Origin of the sequence: Flexilinea flocculi (assembly GCF_001192795.1) — a bacterium.
Taxonomy (GTDB): Bacteria; Chloroflexota; Anaerolineae; order Anaerolineales; family Anaerolineaceae; genus Flexilinea; species Flexilinea flocculi.
Genome location: NZ_DF968181.1, coordinates 1720646 through 1742810 on the forward strand (window position 1 = coordinate 1720646; position 22165 = coordinate 1742810).

At 37.1% G+C, this 22165-nt stretch carries 16 protein-coding genes; 8 read left to right on the forward strand and 8 right to left on the reverse strand.

What is annotated here, in order from left to right:
- The first annotated feature begins 8 nt into the window (after positions 1-8).
- From iolE to ATC1_RS12110, 8 genes are all read left to right on the forward strand, one after another.
- Positions 9-905 carry a myo-inosose-2 dehydratase gene (gene iolE, locus ATC1_RS12075; RefSeq protein WP_062282491.1) on the forward strand — a complete coding sequence of 299 codons (897 nt, stop codon included), beginning with the start codon at positions 9-11 and terminating at the stop codon, positions 903-905.
- 155 nt (positions 906-1060) lie between these two features.
- Positions 1061-2083 carry a type II glyceraldehyde-3-phosphate dehydrogenase gene (locus tag ATC1_RS12080; RefSeq protein WP_062282494.1) on the forward strand — a complete coding sequence of 341 codons (1023 nt, stop codon included), beginning with the start codon at positions 1061-1063 and terminating at the stop codon, positions 2081-2083.
- Positions 2074-3336, forward strand: coding sequence for a phosphoglycerate kinase (locus tag ATC1_RS12085; protein ID WP_062282497.1), 1263 nt, complete (start codon positions 2074-2076; stop codon positions 3334-3336). The genes ATC1_RS12080 and ATC1_RS12085 overlap by 10 nt, the downstream gene beginning before the upstream one ends.
- A 365-nt stretch (positions 3337-3701) precedes the next feature.
- Positions 3702-4526, forward strand: coding sequence for a transketolase (locus ATC1_RS12090; RefSeq protein WP_062282500.1), 825 nt, complete (start codon positions 3702-3704; stop codon positions 4524-4526).
- A gap of 8 nt (positions 4527-4534) precedes the next feature.
- Positions 4535-5500 (forward strand): transketolase family protein, encoded by a 966-nt coding sequence (locus tag ATC1_RS12095; protein WP_062282505.1) that lies wholly within the window; start codon positions 4535-4537, stop codon positions 5498-5500.
- A gap of 164 nt (positions 5501-5664) precedes the next feature.
- Positions 5665-6663, forward strand: a complete 999-nt coding sequence (locus tag ATC1_RS12100) for a LacI family DNA-binding transcriptional regulator (RefSeq protein ID WP_062282509.1) — start codon at positions 5665-5667, stop codon at positions 6661-6663.
- A 62-nt stretch (positions 6664-6725) separates the two neighbouring features.
- A complete protein-coding gene (locus ATC1_RS12105) occupies positions 6726-7976 on the forward strand; it encodes a nickel-dependent lactate racemase family protein (protein WP_062282512.1) in 1251 nt (416 codons plus the stop codon).
- A 152-nt stretch (positions 7977-8128) separates the two neighbouring features.
- The gene (locus tag ATC1_RS12110) at positions 8129-9019 is read left to right on the forward strand and encodes an ROK family protein (RefSeq protein ID WP_062282516.1); all 891 of its coding nucleotides are present in this window, start codon (positions 8129-8131) and stop codon (positions 9017-9019) included.
- A gap of 31 nt (positions 9020-9050) precedes the next feature.
- Here ATC1_RS12110 and ATC1_RS12115 read toward each other — a convergent pair whose 3' ends face one another.
- From ATC1_RS12115 to ATC1_RS15045, 8 genes are all read right to left on the reverse strand, one after another.
- Positions 9051-10808: a universal stress protein gene (locus ATC1_RS12115; RefSeq protein ID WP_062282520.1), complete on the reverse strand. Its 1758-nt coding sequence runs from the start codon at positions 10806-10808 to the stop codon at positions 9051-9053.
- Positions 10805-11227, reverse strand: coding sequence for a DUF3842 family protein (locus ATC1_RS12120; protein ID WP_062282523.1), 423 nt, complete (start codon positions 11225-11227; stop codon positions 10805-10807). The genes ATC1_RS12115 and ATC1_RS12120 overlap by 4 nt, the downstream gene beginning before the upstream one ends.
- A 402-nt stretch (positions 11228-11629) precedes the next feature.
- Complete coding sequence (locus ATC1_RS12125; RefSeq protein WP_062282526.1) at positions 11630-13939, reverse strand: leucine-rich repeat domain-containing protein; 2310 nt, start codon at positions 13937-13939, stop codon at positions 11630-11632.
- Positions 13936-15714 (reverse strand): leucine-rich repeat domain-containing protein, encoded by a 1779-nt coding sequence (locus ATC1_RS12130; protein ID WP_172667786.1) that lies wholly within the window; start codon positions 15712-15714, stop codon positions 13936-13938. The genes ATC1_RS12125 and ATC1_RS12130 overlap by 4 nt, the downstream gene beginning before the upstream one ends.
- 335 nt (positions 15715-16049) lie before the next feature.
- Positions 16050-18014: a leucine-rich repeat domain-containing protein gene (locus ATC1_RS12135; RefSeq protein WP_062282532.1), complete on the reverse strand. Its 1965-nt coding sequence runs from the start codon at positions 18012-18014 to the stop codon at positions 16050-16052.
- 190 nt (positions 18015-18204) lie between these two features.
- On the reverse strand, positions 18205-19731 hold the full coding sequence (locus tag ATC1_RS12140; protein ID WP_062282535.1) for a lipopolysaccharide biosynthesis protein: 1527 nt from the start codon (positions 19729-19731) through the stop codon (positions 18205-18207).
- A gap of 190 nt (positions 19732-19921) precedes the next feature.
- Positions 19922-21094 (reverse strand): O-antigen ligase family protein, encoded by a 1173-nt coding sequence (locus tag ATC1_RS15190; protein ID WP_152024313.1) that lies wholly within the window; start codon positions 21092-21094, stop codon positions 19922-19924.
- Positions 21095-21098: 4 nt separating this feature from the next.
- Positions 21099-22136: a glycosyltransferase gene (locus ATC1_RS15045; protein ID WP_062282544.1), complete on the reverse strand. Its 1038-nt coding sequence runs from the start codon at positions 22134-22136 to the stop codon at positions 21099-21101.
- Positions 22137-22165 lie beyond the last annotated feature (29 nt).

Sequence of the window (22165 nt, forward strand, 5' to 3'; positions counted from 1 at the left end):
AATTGGTTATGTTAAATTCAAATAAAGTAAAACTGGCAATTGCACCGATTGGCTGGACGAATGATGATATGCCTGATCTGGGCGCTGAAAACTCATTTGAACAATGCATCAGCGAGATGGCGTTAGCAGGATTTAAAGGCTGCGAAATCGGAAATAAATACCCGAAAGATCCGGTTGTACTGAAACATTATCTGGATGTTCGCGGACTTCAGGTATGCAATGCCTGGTTCTCCTCGCTATTAACATCACTTCCGTATCAGGATACAATCCGTGCATTCATTCAGCATCGGGATAAATTAAATTTTCTTGGAGCAAAAGTAATCGGGGCCTCTGAACAAGGAAATTCTATTCAGGGGAAATTGGATATTCCCATCTTAAAAAACAAACCGGTTTATACAGAAGAACAATGGCAGCTTGTTTCAAAGGGATTCAATGAAATGGGTGCTTTAGCTCGTGAAAAGGGAATGTTTTTTACAATCCACCACCATATGGGAACAGGAATACAAACATCGGAGGAAATTGACCGCATCATGGAAATGACAGATCCGGATCTGGTCTTTTTATTGTTTGATTCCGGACATTTAAGTTTCGCAGGCATCGATCCAGTGCCTGTATTAAAAAAATACGTTCATCGCGTCAAACATGTCCATCTGAAGGACATGCGAAAATCAATCTATGAAACAGTAAAATCTCAAAACATGAGTTTTTTGGATGCTGTTCGAGCAGGAGTATTTACAGTACCAGGAGATGGGGATGTCGACTTCAAACCTATTTTTGAAATCCTGTCACAGGCTGATTACGAAGGTTGGGTTGTCGTAGAAGCGGAACAGGATCCTGCTAAAGCGAATCCTTTTGAATACGCTGTAAAAGCGCGAAAATATATTCGGGAAGCATCCGGTTTATAAAAAAGAATTCGAAATATGATTGACTATTCGAATAAAGAAAGTAAATTTGTTGTTCTTACAGTATTGCGCTTCGTGTAAAACTATAAGAATAATAATGAATTCATTTCATATTTCGGAGAACTGGTTAATAAAAGAACAAAAATAGGAGGAATGTTATGATTAAAGTAGGCGTTTGTGGATATGGGACGATTGGTCAGCGCTTAGCGGATGGAGTCGCTCTCCAAAAAGATATGGAATTAATCGGTGTCGCAGATGTAGCGCCAACGCTGGCAATACGTGCGTTAAAAGAAAAGGGCATGCCTTATAATTTATTTCTCTCTGTTGAGGATTATCGATCAGATTTTGAGAAGTTGAATATTCCTGTTTCGGGAACAATGGAAGAAATGGTTCAAAAATGCGACATTATTCTGGATGCCACCAACGCTGGCGTTGGCGCAAAAAATAAAGAGATATATTCAAAATATGAGAAAAAAGCCATATTCCAGGGTGGAGAAAAAAATTCAGTAGCTGATGTATTCTTTCATGGTTATGCAAATTACGAAAAAGGAATCGGGAAACAATTCTTAAAGCTTACTTCCTGTAATACTACCGGATTAATTCGAGCAGTGGATTGCTTAGACAGAGATTATGGTATCGATCGAGTGGCAATAACCATCGTTCGGCGGGTTGCGGATCCGGGTGATTATCACCGCGGATTGACAAATGCGCTTCAAATCGATAAAGCTCCAAGTCACCAGGCTGTTGATCTAATGACAATCATGCCTCATATAAATGCAACTGGCATTCTGATTCATACTCCTGTCACTCACGGGCACATCATCACAGTCGTCGCAACTGGGAAAAAGAAAATTACCAAAGACATGGCGCTTAAGTCCTTTCTGAATCATGATCGTATCCGTGTTGTAAAGATCAGCGATGGATTTCTTGGTAATTCCTCTTTCTTTAAATATGCCCGCGATCTTGGAAATCCGCGTGGTGATATGTATGAAATCGGTCTTTGGGAAGATAGCATTGTGGAAACAGGCGATGATATTATGTTCGCAATCAATATTCCTCAGGAATCGGTAACAATTCCGGAAACTGTGGATGGCATCCGGGCTGCTTGCGAAATGCAAACAAACCGGCTTGAAGGCGTCGCAAAGACGAACGAATATTTAGGGATTGGGAAATGGAAATAAAAATGCGTTCACTGCAGGGGATTCCATTAGCCGGGAAAAAAGTCCTTCTGCGGCCTGATATTAATTCTCCTCTTGATCCGGTATCGAAAAAAATCATTAATGATGAAAGAATTGTAAAAACAATCCCGGTCATTCGTGAATTGTTGGATGGAGGAGCAGCTATTGCGATTATCGCTCATCAGGGAGATACGCTTGATTATCAGAATCTGGTGGATCTCCAGGAACACGCAATCCGCATTTCTGAATTGCTTGGAACAAATGTCGAATATATTGATGATGTTTGCGGCCCGGCTGCGATTGACCGAATCCAGCGCTTAAAAGCAGGGGAGATCATCATTCTCGGAAATTTGCGCTATTTATCTGAAGAGGTTTCCACTTTTGAAAAAGATGTGAAACTCGATGCTGCTGCTTACACAAAGACATGGGAAGTCCGGAAACTTGCCCCATTATTTGATCTTTATGTTAATGAAGCTTTCTCGGCTGCTCACAGGAATTCTCCAAGCATGGTGGCATTTCAGGAATTGCTTCCAACGGCAGCCGGACCACTCCTGTTTCAGGAATATGAAGCCTTGTCAAAAGTGCTGCATGGCGCTGTAAAACCGACTGTTTTTGTTTTAGGCGGAGCGAAAATTTCTGATGCCTATGGCATGATGAAAACTGTCCTTGCCAATGGTACAGCAGATACAATTCTAACCAGTGGTTTAACCGGTTTGGTTATGTTGTATGCCTCAGGAATCGATGTTGGAGAAAAAACTGTTCAATTTTTAAAAGATAAAGACTTACTTGGGTTCGTCAATGACTCGAAAGAATATCTTCGTGATTTTCCGGGAAAAATTGTTATGCCGGTAGATGTTGCATATGAGCAAAACCATCAACGTGCTGAAATGGATATAAAGGAAATGCCAAAAGATACTTTATATCTGGATATCGGACAAAAAACAATTCAGCTTTACACAAAAATTTTATCCGAAGCGAAAACGATTTTTGCAAATGGACCTGCCGGCGTTTATGAAAATCCGTTATTTGAGACAGGCACAAGGGGACTCTGGCAAGCTATTGCCGATTCTGCAGCCTATTCTGTAATCGGCGGCGGAGATACAATCAGTTCTGCAAGCCGATTCATTGATATGCAAAAAATCAGTTATGTATGTACTGGCGGAGGTGCAATGATCCGTTTTATGTCTGGGAAAAAGCTTCCATTGATTGTAGCGATGGAAAAAGCCTATGAGAGGGATCATAAAAACACAAACTGAATTCTCTGATTACATCTTTTCATCATGAAGTCGCAAGATTAATTCCCCTTTTAGGGGGAATTAATCTTGCTGTAACTTTCTATTTTTCTCGTGTAATTTTTTTGCCAGAGTCTTCTAATACATTAATTTAAAATTTGGAGAAGTTTTATTAAAAACGAAAAAAATCTTCTGTTATGGTGTTTTTGCATGAACCGTAAAAATGCTATAACTATGAATAATTCTTCCCAAATTTCGAATTACTGCGTTTCTTCTACGAAATATAAGATAAAATTGACTTCAGAAAAACAGTATTCCGTGGAAAAGCTCGATCTTTACTTTTTTCCAACGGAAGATGGAATCATGCAGATTTGAAAGGATTATAACTTATGCTTACGCCTTTAAAAGAATTTGCAACCGACATCCGTATTCAACAGATGGAAGAATTCAAAGCGCGTGGTTTTGGTCATGTGGGTGGATCGCTTTCCATCACGGATTGTTTAGCTGCTCTTTATGGTGGAATTATGCGAATTGATCCGAAAAATCCAAATTGGGAAGATCGCGATCGGCTTGTAGTATCAAAAGGGCATTCAGGCCCTGCGCTCTATGCGGCTTTAGCATTAAAGGGATATTTTCCGCTTGAAACATTAAAAACCCTGAACCAAAACGGGACTACGCTTCCCAGTCATTGTGATCGGAATCTTACTCCTGGTGTAGATATGACTACCGGTTCACTCGGGCAAGGTGCATCAACTGCTTGTGGAATGGCGTTAGGGCTGAAACTTTCCGGAAAAGATTCCCGCGTTTACCTCATTTTAGGTGACGGCGAATGTCAGGAAGGGCAAGTTTGGGAAATGGCACTCTTCGCTGCCCAGCACAAACTTGGCAACTTTATCGCATTTCTTGATTACAACAAGCGCCAGTTGGATGGATACGTCACAGATATTTGTGACTTAGAAGATCCTGCAGCAAAATTTGAAAGTTTTAACTGGTACGTCAAAAGAATCAAAGGTGATGATCCGGATAAAATCTACGAAACAATTCTGGAAACACAGAAGAATCAAAAAGATCGCCCTGCGATGATCGTTCTAGATACCGTTAAGGGTGGCGGCGTGAAACAAATTGAGGATACAACGCTCAATCACCACCTCAACATGACTACAGAATTGGCTGACGAGATCATCAAACAGCTTATCAAACAAAAGGAAGGATAGAAAAAACCATGTTTAAATGCATTTATAACGGTGAGAAAGAAACAAAAGCCGGAAAAACTGTCTTTGGCGAAACTATCCGAAAAATGATTGAAGAAGATCCGCAGGTAGTTTATCTGGACGCTGATTTAATGAACTCAATTGGCACATCGGGTTTGGAAAAATCGTTTCCCAATCAGGTAATTGAAGTGGGTATTCAAGAAGCAAATATGGCGGGTTTGTCTGGCGGACTATCTGCTGTTGGTAAAAAACCGTTTATGCACACATTTGCCTCATTTGCAGGAAGACGTTGTTATGATCAAGTTTTTATTTCGATAGCATATGCAAAAAACAATGTCAGAGTCATCGGATCTGACCCGGGAATAACCTCCGCATACAATGGAGGAACGCATATGCCTTTTGAGGATATCTGCCTCTATCGTGCAATTCCTCATTCGACAGTGATTGAATTCACTGACAGCGCCATGACTGCAGCTCTTTTACCTGTGATAAAAGAGCGCCCGGGTTTGACTTATTGCCGTTTGAGCAGGAAAAATTGCATCGCAATTTATTCTGAAGATTCCGTTTTTGAACCGGGAGTGGCAAACATCCTTCGTGACGGCAAAGATGCTGTGATTTTTGCTTGCGGATATATGGTTTCCGAATCTTTGAAAGCTGCTGAAACGCTTGAAAAAGAAGGTATCTCAACCGCAGTGGTAGATATGTTTACAATCAAACCCTTAGACACTGCCAAAGTTCTGGAATTTGCAGAAAAAACCGGAGCTGTTGTAACAGCAGAGAATGGAAATGTTGTTGGAGGTCTTGGCGCTGCAGTTGCCGGATTCCTTTCTGAAACCAGACCAACACCTGTAATTCGTGTCGGAGTAAAAGATGAATTTGGCCAGGTTGGTACTCCAGAGTATCTTGCTGGTGTTTATGGTCTAACTCCGGCTGATGTTGTTGCTGCAGTGAAAAAATCAATTTCATTAAAAAAATAACTTTTTTTTGATTATGAACTGCTGCAATTGGTTGTAATGAAGTTCAATATGAGTATTTGATTACTTCACTATCCGAGAGGATTCAAATACTCATATTTTTTTATATCAACAAATTTCTTCTGTTTTCGAGGCAGAAGAATTCAAAGTATTTCAAAGAGCAGCCCATGTCGGATGTGACAATAAAAGATATCGCTGAAGCTACTGGTGTATCCTATGCAACGGTTTCTCGAACATTGAATAATCGTTCTGGTGTAAACGCAGCAACTCGAGAAAAAATCCTGCAAGCGGCAAAGGATCTTGGGTATCGTCCCAACATCCATGCCCGGAGTTTGAAGACCAATCAGACGTTTACCTTAGCATTGATCGTTCCTGATATATCCAATCCATTTTTCTCCGACATCGCTTTGGCAGTCAATAAAACAGCATATCAATACGGCTATAATACAATTCTTTGCAGTACAAATTGGGATCCAGAAATCGAAAAAGCACAGTTAAAATTGATTCAGGATCAAAGGGTTGATGGAATTATCTTTAAACCAGCTGATCGATCTCCTGATCTGTATCTTGACCTTAATATACCAACGGTAATGATTTCTAATTTGGTTGCAAATGGACTCAGTTTCATCGAAGTGGACAATTTTAAAGGTGGAAAAGACACAGCACAGCATTTGATACAATGCGGTTATAAAAAATTTTCATTTATCGGGGGCGCAAAAGAATCCAGATCCAATTCAGATCGTTTAGAAGGTTATCGGAAAACACTGGAAAAGCATGGTTATCAATTAAGTGAAGAGAAAATTCGATTTGGTCCTTTTACAATCGAAAGCGGCTATCAGATTATTAAAAGTCTGATGGGAACAAACGATCCGCCAGACTGCGCGTTCTGCGGTAATGATTTAATCGCATTGGGTGTTTTTCAATACCTTGTAGAAACCGGCATTTCGGTTCCCGAAAAATTCGGACTTGTCGGATTTGACGATGTCTATTTTGCTTCTCTACCTCAGATACAAATGACAACAGTTGCACAGCCAAGAAGTCAAATGGGATCAATGGCAGTGAATACTCTGATTAAGAGGATTGAAAATGGATCGTCCAGTTTTGTTGAGCATATTTTACTTGAGCCGAAATTGATCATCCGGAAAAGCACAAGAAATTATTCATAATCGAAACAGAGATTTCTTCCTTCGAATTACTGATTCATAATGATACAAACGAGGTATAAAAAATGAAAGTGCCTTTTGGTTTTGGTTCTGCGGAAATTCTAATCGATATTCCAGATCGAAATTTGGCGGGAATTCTACATGCAAATGAAATTGAAAGGGAAACAGATGAGAGTAATATCATCGTCAATGCATTAAGTCATCCAATTGATTCCCCAAGGCTCCGAGAACTTGTTAAACCCGGAGAAAAAATCGCCATCATTACCAGTGATATTACCCGACCAATGCCCTCTAAAAAGGTGCTTCCATTTATTCTTTCTGAGTTGAAATCCGCCTCAATTCGTGACGAAGATATTTTGATTGTATTTGCGCTTGGTTCTCATCGTCCTCATACTGATGATGAAAAGATAAGAATAGTCGGAGAGCAAATTTTCAATCAATATCGATGTATTGATTCAATCGGGGAATTTGTTCATTTAGGGGAAACCAAAGCGGGGACACCAGTAGACATTTTCAAACCAGTTGCAGAAGCTGATCGCAGAATTTGTATCGGGAACATAGAATACCATTATTTTGCCGGATACAGTGGTGGAGCCAAAGCTATAATGCCTGGGGTTTCTACACGGAATGCAATTCAAGCAAACCATAGCAGGATGACTGATCCGAACGCTTGTGCAGGTCAGATTGATTCAAATCCTGTTCGTAATGACATCGATTCAGTTGTTGATTTCATCTCAATCGATTTTATTGTCAATGTCATTTTAGACGAACACAAGCACATATGCCACTGTGTTGCCGGTCATTATCGAAATGCTCACCGAAGAGGTTGTGATCTTTTAGATAAACTTTATCGAATCGAAATCTCCCATAAAGCAGATATCGTTATCGTCTCTTCAGGAGGTTATCCAAAAGATATCAATTTATACCAGGCGCAGAAAGCTTTAGATAATGCTGGACATGCTGTTAAGGATGGTGGCACAATCCTCTGGATTGCATCTGCAGCTGAAGGTTTAGGCGAAAAACATTTTGAAGACTGGATGATCCATCATTCCAATCCTTCTGAGATGATTGATCATATTCAACGAGAATTTGTATTAGGAGGACATAAAGCAGCAGCCATTGCGATGGTATTAGAACGGGCAGACATCATCTTGATAACCGACCTGGAACCGAGCATTGTGGAAAGAGTTCATCTTCATGCAGCATCAGATGCTCAAAAAGCCCTGGATAATCTGCTGATAAAATATGGAAGTAATGCTTCAGTCCTTGCAATGCCTTTTGGCGGAGCTACACTTCCAGTAGTTTTACCGAAGTAATTTGAAATATAGACTTGCTCTTCGAATAAATATTACGTATTCAATCAAAGGACTTAAGATCGTCGATTTAATATAAATCACTGATATCGATGATTCAGTTACAAAGCAGCATTAATAATCTGAAAAAAGCCTTTTAGAAATAGAGAGAAAAAATGGAATATTATGGTGCTATAGAAGCTGGCGGGACAAAATTTGTTTGCTCTGTTGCAGCTGATCCTGATCATTATTTTTCGGAAATCCGTTTCCCAACGACTACTCCCCAAGAGACGCTTGCAAAAGCAGTTTTATTTTTCAAAGAACAACAACAAAAATACAACCTATCCGCGATTGGAGTGAGCTGCTTTGGACCGATTGATTTAGATAAAAGATCACCAACCTACGGTTATATTACTACGACTCCAAAAGCGGGTTGGGAATTTACAGAAGTAACTGGCTTATTAGAACGGGAATTAGGTTTGCCGGTAGGTTTTGATACAGACGTCAATGGTGCGGCATTAGCCGAATATAAATGGGGCAATCCAACGAAAGTTGACAGTCTTGTCTATTATACAATTGGAACAGGCGTGGGAGCCGGAGTAGTCATTCATGGCCAGCCAGTTCATGGTCTTGTTCATCCTGAGGGAGGCCATATTTTAGTACGACAGGATAAAGAAATAGATCCATATTCCGGATTTTGTTCATATCATGGCAATTGTTTAGAGGGTCTTTGTTGTGGTCCATCGATAAAAGAACGTTTTGGAGTACCAGCTCAGGATTTACCATCAGACCATCCTTTTTGGGAAATTCTTGCCGGTTACATCGCACAGGCTTGCGTTACGCAAATTTGCCAGATTTCACCAGAAAAAATTGTTCTTGGCGGAGGAGTGATGGAACAAAAGCAACTCTTTCCAATGATTCACAAGAAAGTTTTGTTGATGTTAAATAACTATGTAAAACATCCAATGATTCTGGAGCATATCGACCAATATATCACACCGCCGGTACTTGGTAATCGTTCGGGAGCTTGCGGAGCTATTGCCCTTGCTCAATTACTTCAAGCATAATTGATATAACCATTCAAAAAAAAACCTGTGATTACTTACAAATGATCACAGGTTTTTTTGTCGCCACAAAAATTTTATCTATCGTACTCCTTTTAAAAATTCGTTGGAGTAGCGATCGCGAAAATCCACCCATAACAATCAGATCCGCATGAATCTGATCGGCTGTCTGAAGTATTGCGACTTCCGGTTCATTATCGATAACAAAATAATCAGCTTCCACATTCTGTCGAATATAATATTTTTTTACTTCTTCATATGCAGAATTCCGTCTGGTTTCATCCTTTCCTGAGATTACTACAGATATTTTACAGTTGGTACTTTTTGAAAGAATATCTGCAAAACACATCGCTTCTCTTGCTTTGGGACTTTGGGAAAACGCTAAAACAACTTGTTTTATTTCTGCCTCGATAATTTCCGGAATTACACATATTGGGCCGGGAATACGCATAATTATGGCATTCCATCCATCCTCTGTGAGAGTGATTTTCTTTAATTGCGGGCGATATTTTAATTTGAACAAAGACAGATCGCTCCAGAAAGCCCTTTCCGACAGTATTTTTGTCAAATTTCCATATAATGGAAAGAATTTTCCTTGTACTCCTTCCGTTTCAAGCATATCTTCGATTTCTGCCTGGTATTTTTTCATCCATTCTGAATGAAGCATCGTCTGGCGTTTGACCACATGGACAATACCCACCCAGGCTCCATATTTTTTTGAAAATTGAATCGCACTTCGCAAATATTCTTTGTCTGCTTCCAGATCTGCTACTGCAATCATCATCCTGTGAATAAAAGGTGATGTATCATATTGTAAAAATTCTTTTCTCCAGTCACCTGTTCGCACACCCCAATCCGACATATTCGGTGTTAACCAAATGTAGATTTTTTTCCAAATTTTTTTCCATACACTGGTCTTCCGAATATCATATTTTTCCTGTATATTCCAAGCCACTGCAGCAGTTCGAAGCTCATCGCCAAATTCTTTGGTCAGTTCTGCTTTATTATTTTCAATCCATAAATATAGTTCTGTTTCGGTCTTATCAGGAAAACCGCGCAACATATTTCTATCACGAACAATTTTTATCACTGGTAAATAGACATTTTCATACCAATGCAGAACTGCCTCATCCGAATCGATATCGCGCTGAAAATCTAAACCCATAAAATAACGATGGACAGTAATATGTTCTAATAACTCGATGTACTCTCCGGGATTTTTTAGTTCGAAATTGACGGCAGGAAGCAATTTATCGATTTTTGTCTTTTTGAGAAAAGAATCTCGTTCAACTTTAACAATAATTTCATCAGCAGAATCAGATGGTAAAAGAGGCACATCCCGATTGATGATTCGTACATTGGCACTAATGAATTCAGCGCCATAACTTTTCATGACCGATACTCGATGATGTCCGTCAAGTACAAAATAGACATTCCCGATCTGATATACTTCGATCGGGGGTACACCTTCCGAACTCTCATTTGCTAACTTGACTTTTACCCAGCGCTCTCGATCATGTATAAGTTTCGGTAAAAAGGTGCGGGTAAAGTCAGTATTTCTGGATACTGACCCAACGATGGATTGGATAGGTATTTCTTTATGAACGATTGGCAAATTACAGGTATCGCTTAACCGGCTTCTCACTTCGTTATAATCAATAAGATGATAATCTTTCTTTGTCAGAATTCCAACTGCATATTGCCAATCAGCAGCACGTTTTGCACGATCAAAATCATTCTGCGCTTTACTGATCAGCATACTATCTCTTGGATCAGGAAACGGATCAATCATCTATCATTTTCACTTTCGATCAACATTTTAATATTTTCCACTGCAAGGTCAATATAGGTGTTATAAGGTAAATCCTGTACTCCTGCTACTGTGATTTTGCATTTACTGACAGGAATTAAAATCTTATGGGCTTTACTTTTTCCAATTGCATTGGCCATAGCTGGAGTAATTTCGCCCAGTAATGAATCAGCAGCAATAATGCCCATTGGGCCAATAATAATATCCGCATCTTCACACGCAACTATGACTGGATTCTCTCCAGAGGCACAATAATCAGCGCCCGCTTTCCGCATCGCCAAAGTCGCTATACTATTCGTTCCGATCGCATGGACTTTGATTCCGGGGATATATTTTTTTAATTGAGTTACGATAATTTTCCCTAAACTTCCGCCTTGGCCATCAATGACAACAATTTTCATAATTTATTCCTGCTATTTACTATTTTTATCGATATTATGTTTATTTTTTTCATAATTAATCTTATCAGGATTTCTATCTTCTGAATTCATCAATAAACTACAATATTAAAAATGGGAATACTTTTTTGATGTGTGATTTTTACAATCCGTAAAAAACAACACAACATCGAATTTTCTCTCTTTTTATAAAGTTGTTTCAATTATGAATTATGAATTATCTGCAATTGGAAAAATGGATGGACTTTTCAAATAAATAAAGAAAATTTTATATTCATATGGTTTTACGCTTTCGGTAAAACCGTATGAATATAAATACATTTTTTTACATATAAAATTTCTGATGACTTACAGCAGCAAAACAGCGATCAGAAATCTGTGGTGATTTTTTTATCAGTTCAGTATTTATTCATATTTGATTACACGAAATTGAATTTTTTGGTCCCTTGCAAACTTCTCTGCCGCAGATCCAACAAATCCTCGGATAATAACTTGTGACCCACGAAAAGCATTATTTGCAATATCAGTAACACTGGAAGGGATGGTTATAACGACTTTTTCTGGCATATCACTAAAAGCGAAATCATCAATTTGAATATATCCATCTGGAATTGTAATATGATAAATTGCTTTAGCAGAAAAAACCGATTCCCCTATAATACTGATTTTTTTTCCTTCTAAAAGGTCAGGAAGGACAATTTCATTCTCGGTTCCAATGTATTCCGTAATAATAAACTGATCTTGAATAATACCTATACGAAATTTATTGTCAATAATACGTGTTTGGTCAGCTATTGGTTCGGGTTGTGCAGTTACAAATTGGGTTAATTCCGGTGTATCGCTGATTTCGATGACAGATACCAGATGATTTTGCATCGTAAGAGTATTATCAGGTGTCGGTGTATAAAAACTGCGTGCAGTAGACTCAAAAAGTGTATCGGTTGATTTTCCAATATTTATCAAGGCTGTTTCTGATGATTTTGCTTCCAATGGTAACTGCGTCTCATCAGCAGTTGGTAATTTTTCAATATACGGTATTTTCGGCGTTATCTGTTGGAAATCAGCCGTTGGGCTCTCAGAACTGAGATTACCTATATAAATCGGATTCTTTGGAGGTTCTTCTGAAAAAATCTTTTCTGTGATTCTTAAATTATTTATTGCTTTTTCTGCAGTAGATCCTGCAGGTGCATTAATTTTAAGTTTTGGACAATTTTTAAAGGCGTCTTTTGCAATATCTGTCCTAAGCGAGCTGATTGTAATTTCAAGAAGTTTTGGATTATTAGAAAATGCCTCTTTTCCAATTTTTTCCAAGTTTTCGAAGATTATCACACTTTCCAGATTTGGCATAGAAGAAAAGGCATAATCGTCAATCTCTTTTAACGATACAGAGAAAACAATAGAACGTACACTTGAATTGTTTTGAAAAGCTCCAGCACCGATTTTCCAAACAGGAAAACCATCGATTTTATCCGGAATTCTGACATCAAACATATTACCAACGTAGCGAAATATTTCTACCCCTTTTTCGCTCCTTTGAAATGAATAATCATCATAGATTTCGCGTAAATAGACAAAGGGAATATTATTTTTTTTCGCAAAAGCTTCCGCTGGTGAACCATAACTGACATTCAATTTTATATTTGGACTTTTCTCGAATACATTGGAAGTAATTTCTTCAACACCAGATGGTATCATTACTGTTTGTAAAGCTGCGCATTCTGAAAAAGCTCCTTCATCGATTTTCTTCACGTTTTGTGGGATCTCGATGGCGTTAAGGGAGAGACATCGTTGAAAGGCATATGAACCTATTGAAACTAATTTTTCGGAAAATGTAACAGAAGAAAGATTGACACATCCTGAAAATGAGCTGTTCTGAATAGAGACTACATTTGATGGAATCGTGATTTCCTGCAAATTGATACAACTCGCAAATGCATGATCTCCGATGATACGAAGTGTTGCTGGAAGAAGGACTTTTTTTATTTGAACATTCCCCTCAAATGCATCCACAATGGATGATATCGGCACCGGAACCTGGACAATTTCTTGATTTCCGTTATATTTCAGTAAAATGTGATCTCCAATGATCACGAATTCATCTTTTTGTTCATCCAGCCATGGAGTTCCTCGAAAGGCGCTTGCCCCAACCATCTTAACGTTTTTTGAGATCGAAATATCAATTAGCTCGGAATTATTTGCAAAAGCTTTTTGTCCGATATTGGTCACGGAATCCGGAATCTTTATTGACCTAAGTTTTTCACAATTTTGAAATGCAAATGATCCGATTTCTTGAACGGGTTCTGGTATAACAATTTCTTCAAGCGATGTACAATAAAAAAAAGCTTCCGCCGGTATTTTCAAAATTCCTTTGGGTAAATGTACTCTCTTCAATGAAGAACATCCCTTAAAGATCGACGAACCAATAGAAATAACACTGTCAGGAATTATGACCTCAATCAGTTTTACATGATTCATAAACAATTGGTCACCAAGTTTTTTGACAGGCTTATTATCGATAACATCAGGAATTAAAATTTTTGTTTCTTTTCCTGCATATTGAGTCAGTGTCACAGCTCCATTCTCAATTTGATAACGCCATTTTTCAAATTTATAAACCTTCGTGTCATCATTGTTTTTTTCAGAGGGGAAAAAGTAATATTTACTGACAACAACGGTTATCAGGATGATTATTAAGACAATTGTTATTTTTTTCATAGGATATGTAGGGACTCAATCTCAAAATGAATTCCATTGACAAAAGAATATGTTTCTGCTTCTGATCCTGATTCGCCAGTGATAATCAGATTAGGACAATCCTTAAATGCATCAGAGCCAATTTGACGAACAGTAGGTGGAATATAAATTTTTTCGATCATAGTATCCCCGTGAAAAGCATCTGCTCCGATGGAAACAACTGATTTTCCGATAATGATATTTTTAAGCCCGGTACAATAGGAAAAAGCCCAATTTCCTATTGTTGTGATCGTATCACTGATAACCAAAGATTGCAGCGCTGAAAAATTCTGAAATGCAGCTTCCCCGATAATTGAAACTGGAAATCCATTGATCCGAGAAGGTACAATCAATTCAGTTTTGTCAACCAGATTTGAAAAAATAATTGCATACGAATTTGTATTGGAGTAACGTAAAAAATGATAATAGTTCGTCTGAATGGGTTGAAATTGATATTTCAACTGATTCTTTTGTGCAAACTGTACTGCCGGTATTCTTAATTCATCGAAAGGGGAGAATGACTGAAAATCAAATCCGGCCAGATGTCTTTCTTTTTCGGTTCTATCCAAGTTGTCAGGGATGATTAAAACCGGATCTGTTTGTTCAAAAGCTGTATCGTCAATGACTACATTTATATTATTGAGTCGAACTTCTTTAAGACTATTACATCCCTTGAAAACGTTTTTCTGAATTTTTTCTATCCCGATCGGCAATGATATTGCTTGAATCCCGGAATTTTGAAAGGCACCCTCGCCAATTTCAGCTAATGACTCAGACATTTGAATAGAGATAAGTTTAGTACAACCTGAAAATGCATCTTTTCCAATTCTATTTACCTTTTCTCCATATTTGACAAATTTCAACGATATGCAATTCGAAAAGGCGTTTTCGCCAATAGATGTCAGCTTATCAGATAACACGATATTTTCAAGTGATCTGCAATTCATAAACGTCCCCGGCTCAATGGTTGAAAGATTGTCCAAAGATTCAATACCGCTCAGGTTTTGACATCCTGCAAATGCATAACTGCCTATCGTTCGAATATTTACCGGAAGCGTAATATTTTCAAGTGATACACAATTCTCAAACGCGTGAGGTCCGATTTCTGTTATCCAATTACCAAATTGCACCGATTTCAACGCGGTGCAACCTCGAAAAGCATTTTCTAAGATTCCTTTTGTCCATTCAGCAAGAACGATTTCTTCTATTTCAGAGTGATTCTCAAAGGCGTCCGCAATATAATATGAATTCCATGGTAATTTGACTTTTTTGTCTTTTCCATTATATTTTATCAAAACGCCATTTCCAACAATAACAAATTCATCTTTTTGTTTTTCAAACCAAGGAGTATCCAGAAAAGCAGCCGGTCCGATATGGGTCAACTTTTCTGTCCCTCCGAAATATATGTAAATCAAATTGATACATCCGGCAAATGCATTTCGTCCGATTTCAGTAACACGTTCCGGAATCAGTATTGAAGTCAGTTTGATACAACCATTGAATAAGTCCTCAGGTATTTTTTCAATCTGTGATGATAACCTGAATTTCAACAATTTTGTGCATCCGGAAAAAGCAGCTCGGCCAATACGCTGAATCGAATTAGGGAGATTGATGGAGGTAATATCTTCATTTCCACGAAAAGCATTTTCAGATATTTCAACAACCTCGGCACCGCCCAGACTCCAAGGGATATCCAGATCACCGCCAACGCCTTCATATCCTGTAATTATTACAGATCCCTGTTTAAGTACATACAAAAAACCTCTTTCGTTATTCTCCGTGATTTCGTCATTTCCTTGAACAATAAAATCGACATTAAATAAAAATGAAAAAGATAAACAAAAGATTCCAAAAATGCTGCAAAGAACCTTTCGTCTGGTTGTACTTTTCATAAACATTTTAACAATCCATAATATTACTTTCGAGCTGCAATTCTCTGTCATTTATTTTCCAAGATCGCCTATATTTAAATCAATTACCATTTCAATGTTATATAGAGATAATTCCTTTTATTGTGTTCTTTTTGAGCTCTATATAAAAATAACACAATATTCAATATTTTTTTCTTACGGATCGAATTTTTTTACAGCATCTATTCATCATCACGGTGAACAAGAAATTTAATGTTATATTTTCTTGCATACGCTTCCGCGGCAGTTCCTGTGTGTGCCTTGAAAATGCTTTCAGTCCCCTCAAAAGCGTTGTCAGAAATTTCGGTCAGACTGTCTGGAAGATATATGGTTAATGGTTGTGCCATATTGGCAAAAGCATAATCTCCGATGCTTATATAACCTTCCGGAATAATAATCTCTTCCATTGAAGCATATTGGAAAATATTATTTCCCACATGTGTAATCTTCCTGCCAAGAATTTCAGAAAGAAGTGTGATTTTTTTCTCTGAACCGGTATAGCCAACAAGAATATACTTTCCATCTTCCTCAGCCAAACGGAAATCGCCGGATATTGTTAACGGATCAATCAAGTTCAAACCTAGTTGTTGTGCTTCTTTTGATGCATATGATCCTGAGACGGACTGAATAACAACATTGGGGCAATCTCGAAAAGCATCTGTCCCAATTTCGGAAACGCTGGACGGTATAAAAACCTCTGTTAAGTTTGGACAACCTGTAAAGGCATTTGCACCAATCTTGCTTGTGCCATCTGCAATACTGACTGATTTCAAACTTTCAGAATACGAAAAGGCCCACTCCCCAATTTCACGAATTGTATCTGAAAGTATGACGTCTCTTGCAAAGGAATTTTCTTGAAAAGCACCAGGTCCAATTTTCCAGACATTCTGTCCATCCAGAATGGATGGCACCTTGACATTATAAACTTGCCCAATATAATCCAGGATTTCAATGCCATTTTCCCCTTTCAAATAGGAATAGTCTTCATTTTTCTGGGACAAATATTTGAATGGAATTGATTTTTCCTTGGCAAACGTTTCTCCTGTTGTTTCAAAAACCACCTTCAAATTCAAATTTGGACAATTATCAAAAGCGGTTTCATGGATTTGTTTTACTGATGCAGGAATTGAGACGGTTTCTAAAGATGAACACCCATCAAACATTCTTTCACCGATTGATTTCAATACTACTGGTAATCTTACCTTTTTTAGCTGCTCACATTTCTCAAATGCATGATCACCAATCCAGGACACATTTTCTGGTATTTCAATTTCTTGAAGACTCCTGCAATTAGCGAAGGCATAGGACCCTATGCTTGTAATTTTTTGTGGAATTTGAATTTCTCTAAGATTGATACAATCTTTGAAACTGTTGTCGTTGATATTCAACAGCGTGTCCGGTAAGACCACTTTTTCAATTTGAATATTTCCTGAAAATGCATCAACGATACTAGTTACTGATACAGGAACATCTACAATACTGTTAGAACCGTTGTATTTAATTAAGATTCTGTTTCCAACGATAACAAATTCTTCTGTTTGATTGTCTAACCAAGACGTTCCCCAAAATGCATTGCCTCCAATTGTCTTAACATTTTTTTGAATATTGATGGAAATCAATGAACGGCAATTCCTAAAAGCATTAGCAGAGATATTTACCAGGGATTCTGGCAGAACAAGCTCTTTTAATAATGAACATTCCTCAAACGCATTGTTTCCGATTGAAATCAATCCGGCAGGAAATTCAATCGATTCCAGACTTGTACAATAGCGAAAACCTTCATTTAGGATTTTTTCGAGCGATGCGGATAATCGAATTTGTTTCAACGATGTACAACCTGAAAAGGCAGCTTTTCCAATCGTCAATATACTATCCGGCATCCATATTTTTGTAAGTTCTGTGTGATCTCGAAAGACTTCGTCACCAATCATGGTTACCGGAATATTATCAATTTCAGCAGGAATCTCAAGGATTGATTCACTTCCAGTATAGCCTGTAATAGAAATGGTCCCTTCATTGATCGTATATTGCCAATCCCCAGCAACTTGTTTTTGATCATTCACATCAATTTGTTTATCGGGTGAATTATTAGCCTGGAAACAAAATATGGTGATAAAAACAAATAAGATGACAGTAATTTTTTTCATTAGTGCACCCTTTGTCTACTATATGATATTTATTCTTTATCAACAATAATTAGAGGTATTAATTAATCAATTTTTAAATTTTATTTTACATCAGATCTATAGATTTATTGTGTTATTTTTTGTTGATTATTCTACTATCTTTTTATTTCATAATCAATTTATTTTATAATATTTCAGATTCAGCCATCAGTTACTGATATCTCGAAATTCTAAAATATAACAAAAAAGGTTTGCATTTTTTTTTCTCAGATTTGTTGAATGCAAAAAACCAAATCGCTGATATAAAAACCAGACTGAATAAAATCCCGGATATCAACAGAGTTCCTAACTGGTATAAATCGATGAAGCTGGTGACAACGAATCCAAATATCGCTGGGAAGATCAAAGCTGGGAAAATTGATAATATCGAAAGCCAAAAATACTTCATATCCAACCCGATTTTTTTATGATAATAAAGATTCATGAAAATGCCATTGCCGATGATATTAGACAACGATGTCCCAATGCTGCAGCCAATTCCTCCATATTTTTTACACAAAGGAATACTCACAATTAAATTAAATATTGAAACCAAGAAGCAAACAACTGCCCAAAATTGATGCTTGTTTTTGGCTTGTTGAATGGGAATTCCTAAATTTTGGATCAAAGGAATTGTCATTGAAATGAGCAGGATTAATCCTATCGGGTAAGCGGAAAGATAGTCATCTCCAGCCCAAAAGTGAATGAACGGTTTTCCAAAGAAGATATACCCAAGACAGAAAAAAAATAAAATCATAAATTGAATTCTGCCAACAGAAGTAAATAAAATCGTTAACCTTTGGTTGTCATTCTTTTCCGCAACCATCCGATTAATTTTCGGTGTAAAAACGGTTTGAAATGTCGACGAGAGTTGTATATAGAAAGTACATAACTGAGAGGCAATCCCGTATATTGCAACGGAAACTGACCCTTTATAAATACCTAACAGGAATTTACTGAGATTCCCATTTACTTGGTCGATAAAAATATTAACAAAAATAAAAAATGAAAAAATCCAGATTTCTTTTAGTAAAAACCAGTCAATTTGGCCAAACGAAATCTGGATTTTCAGCTTTTTCAGACAATACCAAACACTGACACAGGATTCAGCAATGGTTGTGCTCATCGAGATCACAGCCAGAGCAACTGATTGATAACCCATTAAAAGTAACGGAATTGTAAGAAACGGTGAACAAAACGTTTTTATTAACGATAAAATGCGTTGAAAGACAAAGTGTTCCTGAACGTGGATATACGAAGAAAATAAACTGGCAGGGAAAGTAACTGCCAGACTGATCATCAATATGAACATCAGTTTTTTCGTTTTATTAATTTCCTGGAAAGATAAAGATTTATCAAAAATTTCCGGAAGAAAATTCAACAGAATCAATCCTGCTACAAGAGCAAAAATTGCAATGAAACATAAAATGAGCAAGTATACACCGTTCAATTTAGCAATATGTCTCTGATCATCATCCGCTTGATATCGGGAGTAAAAATGAACATAAGAGTTGTTTATTCCAAAACTTAACAAACCCAAATAAGAAATTGTAGAAGCGGAGAGATTATATAATCCATACTCACTTTGTCCCAGGAAGCGAAGCATAACCGGTGTATAGAGTATTCCTGATAAATTATGGATCAGAATCTGCAGATAAGATAAAACCGCTCCTGCTTTTCTCTGGTTATCTCGAAACATTGTCGATGTTTTTTCTCCTTGGTTCAATAGATAATTGAAATAATACAATGTGCTTTGCAAGATTTAATTCGTTCATTGGTTAGAAATCAGCAAATTCGAATAATGAATTGAATTTACAAATTACGATGGATGATTGGATTTTCCCTATTTATTCGAATATTAAGGATATATTTCGAATTTCTTCATAACCTCATTCTTGTGATAGCATTCTGTCATTACCTGATAATAAATTAACAATGAGTATTGCATTCCAATATGGCTTAAATGTCATTATAGATGTGCTTAATGAAAGCACAATGAAACCAATAAAACAAGAAAACAACATCCAGTCTTTTTTTTGAATCAAATAATTCAAACAACAACAGATTATCAATGAATACAATGTGAATGAGATTATTCCTCCTTCTAATATTTGTTGAATAAATACGTTATGTGAGACGACATCCATATACTGATGAGTTAAATAAATCGAGCGAATCGTGCCGCATCCATACCCAAAAATTTCCCGAAAAACATTTGATTCGATAAAAATTTCCAACGATTTTTTCCAAATTTCAAACCGATGAGTTCCTCCTGTACTCATCACAGTTGATAAATAAAACCGGCTTGTGCTGCTTTCCGGTATGATTTCCAACAAACACAAAAAAATGAACATTAATAGTAAAAATATGATAATTTTCTTTCTATTTCCTCGATTTCTGGTATTGCTGCCGAGAACAACCATCAAAAATACAGACACAATCAACGATAATAGACCACCTCTTGATCCGGTTAATATCGATGCAGAAAAATAAATAGAAATTTCAAGTAAGGAAAGAAATTTTATTTTCTTGCGATCATCTGAACGAAAAGCCTGTACGGCATGTACAAGACCAAATAAAAAATACCCGTTTATATAGTTAGGATCTTCAGTAATTACCCCTGAAAGTAAATATCGATTTTCTTTAAAGGATCCAAAAAAAATCAGGAATATACAAGTAATGCGGGAAGCCCATACGAGCGAATTTCGAATAACTTTTAATTCAGAATGATCAAAATTAGCACAACCAGTAACAACAAGTAAAACTAAAAAAAGGATATTTGTCTTTATAACTTGAATTGATGAATTAACCTCTATGGTATAACATAAGTCCACGATATACTTTATGATCAAGAAAAATTGCAGGATTACAATCTTGCTTAGAACAATTCGTTGATAAATCAGCAAAAAGAAGAAACACGGAAGAACAGCAATAAATTTCAGAACTGATCCCTCTTTCCCTAATGAAACAGCTCCAAAAGGCAGCATGATGAAATATAAAGAAATACAACAAGTCATTATGCCGTTAGACTGAAAAGTTTTTCTCCCGATTTGATTCAGCATCTGATCACTTTTTTCTTTTCGATACACTTAGGTAAATTGCTTCATATTCATTTGTAATAATCGAAATATCATATTGCTTTGACATTTCATGCGAAAGCTCTCCCATTTTTTCCCGCATTTGCGAATTATTGATTTGCTCTGCCATTGCATGAATCAAAGCACTCTCATCATTTACAGGTACAATCATTCCATTTTCTTCGACAATATCTCTTATGCCCCCAACATCTGATGCAATAATTGGCAAACCAGAAGCCATCGCTTCCAAAACTGAAAGAGGCAATCCCTCATAGATCGATGTCAATACAAAGATATCTGCTAAGGCTAAATAATCTTCGATTTTTTCTACTTCGCCAGTGAAAACAACAGAATCACGCATTTGTAAACTGTTAACAGTTTTCTCTAATTCTTCTCTTTCAGGACCATCTCCGACTATCATCAAAGATATATTCGGATAGAGATTGTGAAGTTTTTTAAAAGCATTCAAAAGAAAAACCTGATTCTTCTGTCTGGTTAATCTTCCAACATTAATAAAACGAATCGATTTCTGATCTTGATGATTCAGTTTCTTCGCATGATATTGATTTAGTTGAACAGGATTCCGCACAATCTTTACTTGCAATTCTTTAATATGGAAATACTGGGAAATCATCAACTTGTTTTGGGGTGATAATGCTATCGGTATCGCTCTGTTTGTATGAAACAGGAACCAGAGCACAATCCGACGATAGATATTCCCTTCATACTGTGGACTATTATGGATCGTATGAACCATCTTTACCGGATGAAATAAAACCCATGGCGCTGCATAAATACATGCAGCTAAATGCGAATGGATTACATCCGGTTTTAATTGATTCAATGTTCTCCACATTTTCCAGACAACCTTAATAGAAAAACCTAAGCCCTTATTTAAATAAATAATCGGTATACCTTGAGAATGGATGTTTTTTTCAAAGACTGTATTCTGGTGTTTGCCATAAAGGCATATCACAGTAACAACGAATCGAGACAGATCAATGTTTGAAGCCAACATTGCTGCCATCTTTTCGGCTCCGCCAGTTTTAAAATATG